Below are 12,956 nucleotides of genomic sequence, written 5' to 3' on the forward strand. Positions count from 1 at the left end.
CTTTCATATTAACATTTACAATTAAATTAAAAATTTACGAAAAAGAAGATAAAACAAGTAAATAATAAGTAAAAAACATAGCATATTATACGGAAATATTGTATAATTTAATAAGTTAACAATAAAATATAATTATGAAATAAAACAATAAAATAAATTCAATCAATTAAAAAATTTAGATAGGGGAATATAGGATATGTACACTGGTTTTTTTGACATTATTAATAGTATTCTTCAATGTACTATGTTCATTATGACGATAAATTATTGCATTGATGAAAAATATAAGAAAAGTAAAATACAAACCTTTTCATTAATAGGGGGCATATCTTTAGTAATAATATTAATTACTTCTATTATGGGGAATTATAGTTTAGCAATTATAATAATGCATATAGTATCATTAGTTTTGGCGGTTCTTCCCTATTACAAGGATAAGCTATCAGCCACTATTGGATTTAGTATAATATATTTTATAATTTGTATAAATTCAATAGTTAGTAATATTATAATTAACTTCGTTAGTAATGTAATAACTATTGATAGCACTAATATAAATTTATTACTGATATTAGTTGTTTATATCCCTTCATATATTATTTCATACTTTGTTTTGAGTAATATGAAATTTATGTATAAAGTCTTTTTAACGATTAAATCAAGAATTTCATCTATAATTACTTTTATAATAATAACAATAATACTTGATTTTATAATATCTTTATCATTTATTATTAATGGAAAAGACAATCCAATATTTGAAGAAATAGTATTTTTACTATTAGGTGGATTTATTATTTTAGTTACTTGGTATTTTGCAAGTGTAAATAAGAAATCTAGTGAAATATATAATTTAAACACGGAATTAGAAAATAAGATTAATGAATTGAAAAAAATAAAACATGATTATGGCTCTCAGATTTCATATTTATATGGAGCATATCTAATGAAAAATTATGATAAGTTAGGAGAATTATTTAAAAGCGCAATAGAGGGAAATAATATTTCAACACAAGTTAAAGTTGTAAGTGATGAAAATTCTCTTATATCTAGAATAGTTAATTCTATTAATTTCATAGATATAGATATTTTAATAGATGAAAAAGCTAAATTAGAAGATACAAATATAGATGAAATGGATCTACAAAGAATTATTTCTAATATATTAAGAAATTCTATAGAAGCATTAAATGGAAGAGGTTTGTTAATGATTAAAAGCTTTTATAACTATAATCATATAGTTATAAGCATACAAAATAATGGTCCTCAAATAGATAAGGATATAATTGATAAAATTTTTCATCAAGGATTTTCAACTAAAGAAAATAAACATAAAGAAAATGGGTTTGGTTTATATATAGTAAAAGAATTAGTTAATAAGCATAATGGAAATATACAAGTAAAAAGTGAAGAAACATTAACTGAATTTATTATAAAATTACCGTTACATATTTAAATATAAAATATAGAGATACTTAAATATATTAGGCATCTAAAAATGAGAGAAGTTGTACAAGCTTCTCTCATTTTTATGTGAATTATTAAAATAAAATTTAATGTATTATAATGATCTCTATTTAATAAATATCAATATTAAGATTTACCTTGATAAAATATATTATAAAGTAAGAAATATAGACTTTAATAAAAGTACACCAAATAACAAAGCTATTTTATTAAGTAAAGGTTATAATATAGGAAGAAAAAATAAATGAAGTAATATAAAATAATATATAATATTAAGTAAGCTTAAAAGGGAGGGATGTATATGAGCATAAAGGCTATGATGAAATCACTGTTAAAGTTAAGTTCTAGTATTTCAAAGAATAGCGGAATAGCTTTATTTAAGAATGGGTTAGTATCTAAGGTTGTAAGTAAAAAGATAAATGATACTTATCATATATATGGAAGAGTTTTGGGAAATAAGAATGAATATAATACTCATATAAAGTTTGATTTAAATAATAATGTAATGGATGTTAAATGCAGCTGCAGTCAATTTGAAGAAAACAGCAAGCAAACAAAGTATTATATTTGCAGCCATTTAGTAGCTACTATATATAAGTTTTATTATGCGGCATTAAATAACAAAGAAAAAGAAGGCCATAATAAAGCAAAATCTGAAATTAATAATAAAATATTAAAATTAGATATAAAGATAAAGCAAGTTAAGATAAATAAAAATGAAGAATATCATTTAGAGCTTAGATCGGGAGAAGAAAATACAATTGCAGTAGAATCATTAGGTAAATTTTTATTTGATGAAAATAATAAGTTTAACAAGAGTAATACTGTAATAATAGATTTTTTAAAAGCGAAATTTAAAGAAGGTAAAAGTAGAATTGTAAATGCTAGAAGCTTTATATTATATAAAGATGAACTTAGGAGTTTTTTAGAACTAATAGATAATGATAAAAATATAGTTTTAACTTATGATTATATGAACTATAACTCAGTTATTTATAAAGAAGATATTCCTTTAATTTTTACTTTAAAGAAGAAAGGTGAAGCTTTAATATTAAAATCTCAAAAGAAGAGTATAATACCTATTGATGATAAAAAAGAGACTTGGATATATGATAAGAAAATATATTTGCCTACAAAAAAGCAATTAAAATATTATAAAGCAATATATGATAAATTGGATGGAAAAGATAGTTTGATTTATAAAAATACAGAAAGTAATTTAAAGAAATTATTGTTTATAGTAGGTGAAATTTCAAAGGACATAATTATAGATGAAACTGTAAAAAATGAAATAAATAAAGTTAATACTCCAAGATTTTATATAGAAAAGGAAAATGACAATATATATTGCAGCATTGATATAAACTATGTAAATAAGTTAAATGGATTAAAAGATAGTAGGGCAAAAGAAAAAATAGAAATGGAGCTTGAAAGATATAAGTTTATAAAACATAAAGATAAGTTTATATTTATAGGGAATGATGAGGATAAATATATATTATTAAGTGAAGGGATAGATAATTTAAGTAAAATTGGAGATGTAACTTTATCTAATGAGTTTAGTGAAATAAAGTTTATAAAATCTAATGATATAATAAGTAAAATAGAAGAAATAGATGATTATTATAATTTTGGTTATAAGATAGATAAAGTAGATTATAGTGAAATAGCGTATATAATAGAAAGAATAAAAAGTGGAAGTTCTTTTTATAAAACAAAAGAAAGTAACTTTTTAGATTTAAAAGACACGGAAGTAGTCGAATTTTTTAAAACAATAGAGGAGTTAAATTTATTTAATAATGTATATAAAGAAGAAATATATGTTGATAAGTTTAGTTTATTGCATTTAGAAAATAAAATAAGAAATAAAAGAATTCCATTTATAAGTGGAGAAGAAAAAATAAATGACTTAATAAATAATTTAAATAATAAAGAACAAAACTATTCTATTCCAAAAGATTTAAATGGAAATCTTAGAGATTATCAAATTAAAGGATATAATTGGCTAAAATCAATAGCAAACTTAGGATTTGGTGGAATATTAGCTGATGATATGGGACTTGGTAAAACCATTCAAACAATAGCTTTATTACTTTCAAACAAGAATAAAAAAAGTTTAATAATAACTCCAACTTCTGTAGTGTATAATTGGAAAAATGAATTTGAAAAGTTTGCAGATACTCTAAAAGTAGGAGTAATTCATGGAAGTGTTAGTGAAAGAGAAAAAGTTAAAGAAAATTATAAAGAATATGATGTACTTCTAACTACCTATGGAACTTTAAGAAGTGATTCTGATTGGTATAAAGATAAAAGATTTGACTTCTGTATAATAGATGAAGCACAAAATATTAAAAATAAAAAATCTAAAATAACAGAGTTAGTTAAATCTATAAAAGCCAATTGTAAACTAGCTTTAACAGGAACACCAATAGAAAATAATTTGCTAGAATTATGGTCAATATTTGATTTTATAATGTCAGGATATTTATATAGTGAAGAAAAATTTAAGAGCAAGTTTTTAAATGGAGATGATAAAAGTTTAAAAGAGCTTAAAGAACTTATTTCTCCATTTATATTAAGACGACTAAAAGAAGATGTATTAGATGAATTGCCAGATAAAATAGAAAAAGAATATTTAATACCAATGACTTTTACTCAAAAACAAATTTATAATTCATATATGAAAGATATTAAAAAGAAACTTAAGGAAAATAAAAAAGTCAAAGATAGTAAAATAGTAATTTTATCTTATCTTACAAAATTACGTCAGCTTTGTTTAGATCCATCTTTATTAATAGATGATTTTAAAGAAGAAAGTGCAAAGATAAAAGCAGTTAAAGAAATAATACAAGAAACTATAGATTCAAATAAAAAAGTGATTATATTTTCGCAATTTACATCTGTATTAAAGAATATTGGAAATAAATTAAAAGAGGATAATATTAGCTATTTATATTTAGATGGAAGTATTAAAGCAAAAGAAAGAATAAATTTAGTTAATGAATTTAATAATAGAGATAAAAATATATTCTTAATTTCTTTAAAAGCTGGTGGAGTTGGATTAAATTTAACTTCAGCTAGTGTTGTAGTGCATTTTGATCCTTGGTGGAATCCAGCAGTTCAAGATCAAGCCACAGATAGAGCACATAGACTTGGACAAAAAAATATAGTTGAAGTAATAAAACTTATATCTAAAGATACTATTGAAGAAAAAATAATAAAGCTACAAGAAGAAAAGAAAGAATTAATAAGCAAAATAATAGATGGAGATACCTTAACTGGGGAAACTTTAAATACAATAACAGAGGAAGAACTACTAAAACTATTGGCATAGTAGATATTCAGAGCCTAGTACTTCTTTGCATAGCTATTTAGCTTATGGAGCATACCTAGTTATCTTCGCCTTTATATTATTAATTCGATTATATGAGGTAAGTTTTAATGGATATATATACAATAGGACATTCAAATTATACAGTTGAGAAGTTAATAGATATGTTAAGGCACTATGATATTGATACTGTTGTTGATATTAGAGGAACACCTTATTCAAAGTATAATGTTCAATTTGATAAGGAAACTATAAAATATACTTTAACTAAAGCTGGATTTGTATATATTTATATGGCTAAGGAACTTGCAGCAAAGAGGCTTAATAAAATCTCTTACAATGAAGAGGGATATTCTGATTTTGAAAAAGTTATTCATGAAGAAGATTTTATTAAAGGGATTGAAAGGCTAAAAGATGGTTGTAATAAGGGCTATAGAATTGCCTTACTGGGGGCTATGCAAGATCCTATAAGATGTCATAGAAGTATATTAGTTGGAAGAGCTTTACAAGAATATGGATTTAACGTAAAACATATTTTAGATGATTATTCTATAAAAGATCAAGAATATATTGATGAAAGATTGCTTGATAAATATTTTCCAGATAGATTACAAATAACTATAGATGCTTTATTAGGTAATGAAATGAGTAGGGAAGAAATGATAAATAAGGGCTATAGAATGGCTAATAAAGAAATTGGGTATAGAATTGAATGTTTACCTATAGAGAAAAAACATTAATATAAAATATGATATCCATTAAATTAAAAAATTCAAATTCTTTAAAAATATAGTTAATTATTGCTTAACTATGTTTTTAAAGAATTTTTGTGAAAGGAAATTTATCTTTATGAGATATGTTATAGTTTGCGTTGTAAAGGGAGAAGCTGGTAACTTTAATGATGAAATGAGAAAAGATATCTTTGAGAAATTTAAAGCCAAATCATCGAAGCTTCCTGCGCATTTTACAATTAAAGCACCATTTGAATATGATAAAAGTATAAAAGATTTAGAAGATGCCTTATATAAGTTTAGTAAAAAAGAAAAAAAAGCAGAGTTTAAAATGAACAAGTATAATCATTTTGATGATAGAGTCATTTATATGAATGTTAATATGTCTAATGAAGGTAAAGTTCTTCATGATAAATTAATAGATGTTTTAAATGATTTTGACTATATTGAGTTTAATAAAAAAGATGGAAAAGATAAAATTCTTCATGTTACATTAACTTCAAAGAAAGTTCCACCAATATATAACGAGGTATGGGAATATGTAAATAAATATTCATTTAACTTTAATTGTTACTTTGATAATATAAGTATATTTAAATGGGTAGATAATAACTGGAAGTTACATAAGGAGTTTCTTATAGAAAATTAGAAATTTGAAAATAAACAAATATGAGTAATATTAAAAGTAATCATCTTATTAAATTATGAGATGATTATTTTTTACACCTTTTATGACATGTATTTTGAAAAAATAGCAATTATGTATAAATAAAAATGATAAAATGATATATTTGTCGAATGTAGCATAATATTTTAATAATTAATTATTGATTTTATTGATAATTTGATATATTATATATTTAAATATTAATAAGTTACGTAAGTTATGACTTTATAAGGGAGCGATTTTATGGAAGAAAATAGAGAACAATGGGGATCAAAATTAGGATTTATAATTGCTGCAATAGGTTCAGCAGTAGGGTTAGGAAATATTTGGAGATTTCCATATATAGCATATTCTAACGGAGGAGGAGCATTTTTAATACCATATTTCTTTGCAATATTTACAGCTGGTATTCCGTTATTAATATTAGAATATGGATTAGGACATAAGTTTAAGGGTTCAACACCACTTGCAATTGCTAAAGTAAATAAAAAGTGGGAATGGCTTGGATGGTGGCCAACTATAAATGCATTTATAATATTAACATATTACTCTATGATTTTAAGTTGGGCAGTAAATTATCTAAGATTTAGTTTAACTAAAGCATGGGGAAGTGATACAAATACATTTTTTCATGTTGATTTTATAAAATTAACAGAATCACCATTTAAATTTAGTGGAGTTATTTTACCAATACTAATAGGAATAGCTGTAATTTGGTTTATAAACTGGATTATATGCTATAAAGGAATAAAGGGTGGAATAGAAAAAGCTAATAAAATTCTTTTGCCAGCATTAGTAGTAATAATGATAATAATAGCAATAAGATCTGTAAATTTAGAAGGAGCTACAGAAGGCTTAAATACTTTATTTACACCAGATTGGTCAAAAGTTATGGAGCCCAAGGTATGGATTGCTGCTTATGGACAAGTATTCTTTTCTCTTAGTTTAGCAATGGGAATAATGATGACTTATTCTAGCTATTTACCAGAGAAAACAGATATAAATAATAGTGCATTTATGACTGCTTTTGCCAATTGTGGATTTGAATTTTTATCAGCTATAGCAGTATTTTCTATATTAGGATTTATGGCAACATCAAAAGGAGTACCTATAAATGAAGTTGTATCAAGTGGAGTTGGTCTTGCATTTGTAGTATTTCCAGCAGTATTTACAGAAATGGGAACACTTGGAGTTATTTTAGGAGTATTATTCTTCTTATGTTTATTATTTGCAGGAATAACATCTTCAGTTTCTCTTATAGAAGCGGTATCTGCGCCATTTATAGATAAATTTGGATGGGCAAGAAATAAAGTTGTTGCAGTTATATGTACAATAGGATTCTTAATTGGAATATTATATTCAACAGGAGCAGGGTTATATTTATTAGATATAATAGATAACTTTATAAATAACTATGGAATAGTTGTAGTTGGCTTATTAGAAGTAATATTGATAGGCTGGATATCTAGTCCTGACACAGTTAGAAATCATACAAATGAAATTTCATACTTTAGAATAGGTAAGTGGTGGAATATTTGTGTAAAATTCGTAACACCAGCTATACTAGTATTTATGTTAGTACAAAGTATCCTTACAGAAGTAAAAACACCTTATGGAGGATATGAGTTATCGGCACTATTAGCATATGGTTGGAGTATAATCGGCTTTGGAATAATTTTAGCATTAATAATAAGTAAAAGACATTGGAAGAGTAAGAATGTAGTAGAGTAATTGAAAAAAGGAGGATTTATAATGACTGGAATAGCAACTTCATTTTTTGCATTAGGAGCAATTGTTCTATGGGGAGGATTAGCATTAACTCTTGGAATAACAATGTATAATGAAAGAAAAGAAAAATATTTATAAATAAAATTAGAGGTATAGAAATATGCCTCTTTTATATTTTATATAATATTCATCACAATAGATATAATCATATATAAGCAATATAAGGTGTAAAAATTGACAGCAAATATTTACTAATGCTATACTTAAGCCCATAAGCAAGTAGAATAGAGGTGGTTACATGTCTACAAAAAGAGTTACTATGAAAGATATAGCTATGGAAGCTGGAGTTTCAACTGCTACTGTTTCATATGTATTAAATTATTCAAGTAAGGAAAATATAAGTCATGAAACTAGGATGCGTATATTTGAAGCTGCCAATAAACTTAAATACGTTCCAAATATGAATGCAAAATCTTTAGCTAGTAAGAGAAGCTATATGGTTGGAATAATAATTAACATGGAAGCAAAAAACAAAAAAAGTAAATTGTATCAGTATTATGATTTATCAAGGGAAATACAAAGAAAATTAAATACTTTAGGATATGATGTACTTTTATTGCCTACAAAAGAAATGACAAAAGATGTAACAATAGGACAAAAGCGATCTCTTGATGCAGTATTTATAGTAGACTTAGATAAGGAAAGATTTAAGGAAATTGCTAATCAATTTTATGTGCCTACAATTTTTATAGATGGGTATATAGAAGACGATATTTTTTGTAAGATTCTAACTGATTTTGATGAAGTTTTAGATATGGCAGAGGAATACTTAGGCAAAGAATATTATGTTATTATGGATGATTATTCAAATAAAAGAATTTTAAATACTGTATTAAATAGGATATCTATGAAAGATATATTTATTAATAAATATGAAGATAATTTAAAAGAGTTCTTAAAAGAACGGAAAGACAAAAAAGGCTTAGTTATTGGAGAAGTATTAGGTATGCAGGTAGAAAATTATATAGATAATAAAAATATTTGCGTAGTTGTAAATTCTGAAAGAGACATTATGTTATTATCAGATACTAAAGTAATTACTGTAAGTAATAAAGAAAAGGCAGAAAAAGCTATAGAAGTCATGGAAAAATTATTGAGACTTGAAAGTACAAAAAACATTAATCATGTTTCATATATAAAACCATTAAAAAATAAATAAAATATTTAAGAAAATTGTACAAATAAACAAAAGTGCAATTTTCTTTTTTTATTAATATAAAATTTTAAGTAATTAACAAAAAAATATTATATCTAATTAGAACTATAATTGCTAAGCTTTAGCCTTTTCAAATTTACTTAACAAAAAAAGTTAAGTAAGTTAAATCTTAATCACATAATATGGGAATTGTTTAAATTTCTGAAATTGTTTAAATAGAGAAAAATCAATTGATATTACTAATTAATAAGGCTATAATTTCAATAGGTTAAACGCATAAGTAATAATAAAAATTAACTTAACAAAAGATGCTTTTGATTAGATTATAGTGGAAAGGAAGATTAGGATGAAAAGAAAAAAGTCATTAATCTTATCAGTTTTTCTCTGGGGGAGTGGTCAATTTTTCATTTGTAAACAAAGATTAAAAGGACTCATTATTTTTGCATTGCAAATATTAATGATAACCATTGAGTTATTTAGTGGATATTGGCTTGAGTATTTTATGGGTCATGTAAATGATTTCTCAATTAGGCTTCATGGTGGTTTTTTCGTAAAGGGATTTTGGGGAATAGTTACATTAGGGGAAAAGGTAGGAGGAAAGTATGGGGATCATTCTACCATGCTATTAATCAATGGTGTGATAGCTATATTTACTTTAAGTCTATTTGTAGCTATCTATATATTTAACATTAGAGATGCATATATAACAGGTAAAAAAATTGATGAAACAGGAGAATATGTAACTTCAAAGGAATATTTCAGCAAAGTTAAAAATAGAAATTTTCCTTATATGATACTAATACCTATAGGAATCGCATTCTTATTTGTAGTCATTATGCCAATAATATTTTCAGTATTAACAGCATTTCTAAATTATAATAGAGACCATTTACCACCAGGAAAGCTATTAGATTGGGTTGGGATATCTAATTTCAAAAAATTATTTACAGTTCCCATTTGGTCGAAAACTTTTATTAAAGTATTACTTTGGACAATTATTTGGACTCTCGTAAGTACATTATCATCATATTTTATGGGAATGTTACAAGCAATATTTTTAAATCATAAGTCAGTAAAATTTAAAAGGTTTTTTAGAACAATTTTAATATTACCTTGGGCAATTCCTCAAATGATATCACTTTTAGTATTTAGAAATCTTTTAAATGGACAATTTGGACCACTAAATAGTTTGTTATTGAATTTAGGAATTATTTCAGAGAATATTCCATTTTTATCTCATCCTTATATGGCCAAAGTTACTGTATTAGTAGTTAATCTATGGCTTGGCTTTCCAATGTTTATGGTTATGATGCTTGGTGTATTTTCAAACTTAGATCAAAGTCTTTATGAAGCGGCTTATATTGATGGAGCAGGAAAGTTTCAAGCTTTTAAGAAAATAACCTTACCATTAGTATTTCGTGCTACAATTCCAAACTTGATCATGAGTATGGCAGCTAATTTTAATTCATTTGGTGCAATTTATTTCCTTACTCAAGGGGGTCCTATAAATGAAAAAATGCAGTTTGCAGGTGATACAGATATTTTGATTTCTTGGATATACAAATTAACATTAAATCAGCAAATGTATGATATTGCAGCTGTTATGAGCGTTTTACTATTTATTATTATAGGTACTGTCTCTTATTGGAACTTTAGGAGAACTGTATCCTTCAAGGAATTATAGGAGGAATATTATGAGAAAGAAGATAACAGGAATTTTAGTGAATTTAGAGCTTATTGTTATGTCTTTAGTTGTAATTGTACCAGTTTTATGGATTATATTATCTTCATTTCAAAAAGGAAGTGGGCCATTAACAAAAATTAATTTTGCTAATTTAACTTTAGATAATTATAGAAGGCTCTTTGCAGAAACGAATTATGCGCTATGGTTCTTTAATACATTAAAAATTGCAGTTGCTAGTACAATATTTTCACTAATATTAATAATGCTAACCTCTTGGATTATGTCAAGGTTTAAATTTAAGGGCAAAAAAGCAAGTCTTATGACAATTATGATTATTTCTATGTTCCCAACATTTTTATCAATGACAGCTATATATACTTTATTTCTATTATTAGGGTTAGTAGGAAATCCAATTAGTATGATAATTGTATATTCGGTAGGGGCAATACCTTATAATACATGGCTAGTAAAGGGATATTTAGATGGAGTTCCATTTGCAATAGATGAAGCAGCATATATTGATGGATGTACTAAATTCCAAGCTTTTTATAAAATAATACTTCCTATGTCTAAACCAATTATTACTTATTGCGCAGTATCTCAATTTATGCTTCCGTGGATGGACTTTATTTTGCCTAATATCTTACTATCTAGTGATAAATCTAAGACATTGGCAGTTGGATTATTTGCATTAATAAATGGAAAGGAGAGTATTAATTTCACAATTTTTGCAGCAGGAGCAATACTTATAGCTATACCAATTACGATAGTATTTATTATTTTTCAAAAATATTTGGTTCAAGGTGTTTCAGCAGGAGCTGATAAAAGTTAATTTGGAGGGGAATGAAAATGAAATTTAAAAAAATAATTAATTTACTTTTAGTATCATCAATGTTTATTAGTGTTATGGGTGGATGTGCTAAAAAAGAAATTCCAGTTGAAGATGATAATAAATCTAAGGAAACTAGTGATCTTACACCTGAAGAAGGAGCAGAAATTACCTTTTGGACACTATCTGGAGATGCTGAATTTGGAGGTGCTATAGCAGAAGCCTTCCAAGCAAAATATGGTGTAAAAGTTAATGTTCAAGAAAATGGTCTTGATTCCGTTAATAAAATGATGTTAGATGGACCAGCAGGGAATGGAGCTGATGTATTTATGGCAGCTCATGATAAATTTACAACAGCTAAGGATGCAGGCATTTTAGCAGAATTAGATGAAAAAGTTTCAAGCATTATAAAAGATGAAGTTAATGAAGTTGCTGTAAAGACAGTTACAGATGATGGAAAAGTTTATGGAGTGCCAGTATCTATTGAAACATATGCATTACTGTATAATAAAGATTTAGTTAAGGGGGAACCTGCTAAAACTATGGAGCAAATTGGAGAAGAAGCACTTAAATATAATGATGCTAGCTCAAATAAGTTTTGGTATTTAACAGTTCCAACAGATGGGTATCCTGCTTATCCTTTCTTAAGTTTATATGGTTTTGAGTTATTTGGATCTGATGGAAAGGATGGAGATAATCCAGGATTTAATACAACAGAATTTACAAAAGGGTTAGAAAAAATTGCAGAATTAAAAAAATATATACCAATTAAGTCAGAAGATTTAAAAATGGAGACAATGTCACTTCTTGAGCAAAATTTTAAAGATGGCAAAACGGCTTATTATCCAATAGGGCCATGGTTAATTAAATCATTAAAAGATGAGAATGTGAACTTTGGTGTTACAACACTACCTACTATGGATGGAAAACAAATGAAATCATTTAGTGCAGTTCAAAATGCATATGTTTCATCTTATTCAAAATATCCTAAAGCAGCAGAATTATTTGCTCTATTCTTAGCTTCAGATGAAGCAGCACAAATTCTATATGATAAATCATATAGAATTACTGCAAAAAATGATATATCAAATATAAAAGGATTAAAAGATGATGAAGAACTAAGGGTATATTCTGAAGCATTTAAAAGCTCTGTTCCTATGCCAAGTACAAAAAGAATATCATATTATTGGACAACAATGATAGGAGTATTAAATTCTGTATTTGATGGAACATTAACACCAGAAGAAGGAGCTAAAAAAGCACAAAGTGATTTTGAAGCATTAGTAGCAAGTGAATAATGAAA

10 protein-coding genes are annotated in these 12,956 nt (G+C 25.7%); all 10 read left to right on the forward strand.

The features are described 5' to 3' along the window. Positions 1-196: 196 nt before the first annotated feature. The 10 genes from AAT22_RS03540 to AAT22_RS03580 all read left to right on the forward strand — a co-directional run bounded on the left by AAT22_RS03540 (position 197) and on the right by AAT22_RS03580 (position 12,951). Positions 197-1,456, forward strand: coding sequence for an ATP-binding protein (locus AAT22_RS03540; protein ID WP_047000274.1), 1,260 nt, complete (start codon positions 197-199; stop codon positions 1,454-1,456). 312 nt (positions 1,457-1,768) lie between these two features. Further along, positions 1,769-4,801: an SNF2-related protein gene (locus AAT22_RS03545; RefSeq protein ID WP_047000275.1), complete on the forward strand. Its 3,033-nt coding sequence runs from the start codon at positions 1,769-1,771 to the stop codon at positions 4,799-4,801. A 107-nt stretch (positions 4,802-4,908) separates the two neighbouring features. Continuing rightward, positions 4,909-5,538 carry a DUF488 domain-containing protein gene (locus AAT22_RS03550; protein WP_047000276.1) on the forward strand — a complete coding sequence of 210 codons (630 nt, stop codon included), beginning with the start codon at positions 4,909-4,911 and terminating at the stop codon, positions 5,536-5,538. Between the two features lie 109 nt (positions 5,539-5,647). Beyond that, a complete protein-coding gene (locus tag AAT22_RS03555) occupies positions 5,648-6,178 on the forward strand; it encodes a 2'-5' RNA ligase family protein (protein WP_016208986.1) in 531 nt (176 codons plus the stop codon). A 261-nt stretch (positions 6,179-6,439) separates the two neighbouring features. Further along, entirely contained in the window at positions 6,440-7,927 is a 1,488-nt protein-coding gene (locus AAT22_RS03560; protein ID WP_047000277.1) for a sodium-dependent transporter, read from the forward strand. A gap of 21 nt (positions 7,928-7,948) precedes the next feature. Further along, complete coding sequence (locus tag AAT22_RS18990) at positions 7,949-8,062, forward strand: MetS family NSS transporter small subunit (protein WP_016208984.1); 114 nt, start codon at positions 7,949-7,951, stop codon at positions 8,060-8,062. Positions 8,063-8,222: 160 nt separating this feature from the next. Then, positions 8,223-9,143 (forward strand): LacI family DNA-binding transcriptional regulator, encoded by a 921-nt coding sequence (locus tag AAT22_RS03565; protein WP_047000278.1) that lies wholly within the window; start codon positions 8,223-8,225, stop codon positions 9,141-9,143. Positions 9,144-9,486: 343 nt separating this feature from the next. Next, on the forward strand, positions 9,487-10,824 hold the full coding sequence (locus tag AAT22_RS03570) for a sugar ABC transporter permease (protein WP_047000279.1): 1,338 nt from the start codon (positions 9,487-9,489) through the stop codon (positions 10,822-10,824). 10 nt (positions 10,825-10,834) lie between these two features. Next, positions 10,835-11,656, forward strand: a complete 822-nt coding sequence (locus AAT22_RS03575) for a sugar ABC transporter permease (protein ID WP_047000280.1) — start codon at positions 10,835-10,837, stop codon at positions 11,654-11,656. Between the two features lie 17 nt (positions 11,657-11,673). Beyond that, complete coding sequence (locus AAT22_RS03580; RefSeq protein ID WP_047000281.1) at positions 11,674-12,951, forward strand: maltose ABC transporter substrate-binding protein; 1,278 nt, start codon at positions 11,674-11,676, stop codon at positions 12,949-12,951. The last annotated feature ends 5 nt before the right edge of the window (positions 12,952-12,956 follow it).

The sequence above is a fragment of the Clostridium sp. C8 genome, assembly GCF_001010885.1.
GTDB classification, from domain to species: Bacteria; Bacillota; Clostridia; order Clostridiales; family Clostridiaceae; genus Clostridium; species Clostridium sartagoforme.

Coding starts and splice junctions, on each gene's coding strand:
- AAT22_RS03540 (WP_047000274.1), top strand. CDS start 197: ATGTACACTGGTTTTTTTGACATTATTAATAGTATTCTTCAATGTACT.
- AAT22_RS03575 (WP_047000280.1), top strand. CDS start 10,835: ATGAGAAAGAAGATAACAGGAATTTTAGTGAATTTAGAGCTTATTGTT.
- AAT22_RS03560 (WP_047000277.1), top strand. CDS start 6,440: ATGGAAGAAAATAGAGAACAATGGGGATCAAAATTAGGATTTATAATT.
- AAT22_RS03565 (WP_047000278.1), top strand. CDS start 8,223: ATGTCTACAAAAAGAGTTACTATGAAAGATATAGCTATGGAAGCTGGA.
- AAT22_RS03580 (WP_047000281.1), top strand. CDS start 11,674: ATGAAATTTAAAAAAATAATTAATTTACTTTTAGTATCATCAATGTTT.
- AAT22_RS18990 (WP_016208984.1), top strand. CDS start 7,949: ATGACTGGAATAGCAACTTCATTTTTTGCATTAGGAGCAATTGTTCTA.
- AAT22_RS03545 (WP_047000275.1), top strand. CDS start 1,769: ATGAGCATAAAGGCTATGATGAAATCACTGTTAAAGTTAAGTTCTAGT.
- AAT22_RS03550 (WP_047000276.1), top strand. CDS start 4,909: ATGGATATATATACAATAGGACATTCAAATTATACAGTTGAGAAGTTA.
- AAT22_RS03570 (WP_047000279.1), top strand. CDS start 9,487: ATGAAAAGAAAAAAGTCATTAATCTTATCAGTTTTTCTCTGGGGGAGT.
- AAT22_RS03555 (WP_016208986.1), top strand. CDS start 5,648: ATGAGATATGTTATAGTTTGCGTTGTAAAGGGAGAAGCTGGTAACTTT.